Genomic DNA, 1,087 nt, shown 5'->3' with positions numbered 1-1,087 from the left:
ATACCAAACCCAACAATTAAAGTTGCGCCCAAGCACGAGCAGTTAACGACCGAATTCTTTGTGGCTGTTTAAGCAAATTATTCCAAGCCAAGCAAGCGGCATCAACAATAGCCTCATAACTGTCATAACAACGATTGGATAACTCATTTTGCTTAAGGTACTGCCATACTCTCTCAGAGGGATTGAGCTCAGGTGAATAAGGCGGTAGTTTAAGCATAGTGACATTAGCCTGATTCAAGCTTGGTTGATGCCATAATGCGCCATCCATCACCACCACCGCATGACGTCCTTTTGGAACGGCTTTACTAATCTCTTGCATATGCAATAACATGGTGTGTTTATTAACGAAAGGCAGTACTAAGCCGACAGCCTTCTTTGTCGCTGGACAAAAGGCACCAAACAGATAAGCGGAATGAAACTGTTGCTGCTTGATCAGTCGAGGTCGCCCACCGCGGTAATGCCAAACTCTGGTCAATGAGCCTTGTTGTCCTATTCGAGTTTCATCTTGAAACCAGATGTCCACTTGATCTAGGCTCACATCAGTAGGCAGTGACGCCTTAACCTGTGCTATAAAGTTTTTTTAAAAGCGTCTTGAGCTTGTGGGTCGGCTTTTGGATGCTGACTACGAGCACTTATCCAACTCATATCAATACGCTTGAGTAGCTCGTAGATACCGTTAACGGTGTAGTGAGCGTTGTAGTGTTCTTTAGCCAATTGCTGAATGTCTTTGCCGGTTAGACGACCGCCAGCGCGCTTTTCTTGTTCAGAGACTATCATGGCTTTAAAAGCGGCTGTGTCTGCTTCTGCCAATTTGCTGTGACGACCTCGACGATGACGATCATAGAGACTCTCAAGTCCTCGTTCATAATATCGCTTCAATGTCCGTCTGGCAGTTTCAGGATGTATGCAGAGGTCTTTGGCAATATCGTTGGTGGCTTTGCCTATACTATATTGGTGTAAGATGAGCAGGCGTAGTCGGGCTCTGGGATTGCGCTCAGTCTTTGAGTGTTTGCCAAAGTCATGGTCTTCTAGGTTATGTATTGGTATAGTCATAAGCGGATTATACTATATATTTTGGGTTTGGTAT

At 44.9% G+C, this 1,087-nt stretch carries 2 protein-coding genes; both read right to left on the bottom strand.

Annotated elements, in window-relative coordinates:
• Positions 1-16: 16 nt before the first annotated feature.
• Positions 17-523 carry an IS630 family transposase gene (locus ACT3QP_RS14860; RefSeq protein WP_192992684.1) on the bottom strand — a complete coding sequence of 169 codons (507 nt, stop codon included), beginning with the start codon at positions 521-523 and terminating at the stop codon, positions 17-19.
• Positions 524-567: 44 nt separating this feature from the next.
• A complete protein-coding gene (locus tag ACT3QP_RS14855) occupies positions 568-1,053 on the bottom strand; it encodes a winged helix-turn-helix domain-containing protein (protein WP_192521011.1) in 486 nt (161 codons plus the stop codon).
• Between the last annotated feature and the right edge of the window lie 34 nt (positions 1,054-1,087).

Source organism: Psychrobacter sp. AOP7-B1-24 (assembly GCF_052376215.1).
Lineage (GTDB): Bacteria > Pseudomonadota > Gammaproteobacteria > Pseudomonadales > Moraxellaceae > Psychrobacter.
This window is presented reverse-complemented; position numbering and strand designations above follow the sequence as displayed.

Bases quoted from the DNA above. Each gene is read 5' to 3' on its own strand.
- ACT3QP_RS14855 (WP_192521011.1), bottom strand. From the start codon at position 1,053: ATGACTATACCAATACATAACCTAGAAGACCATGACTTTGGCAAACAC.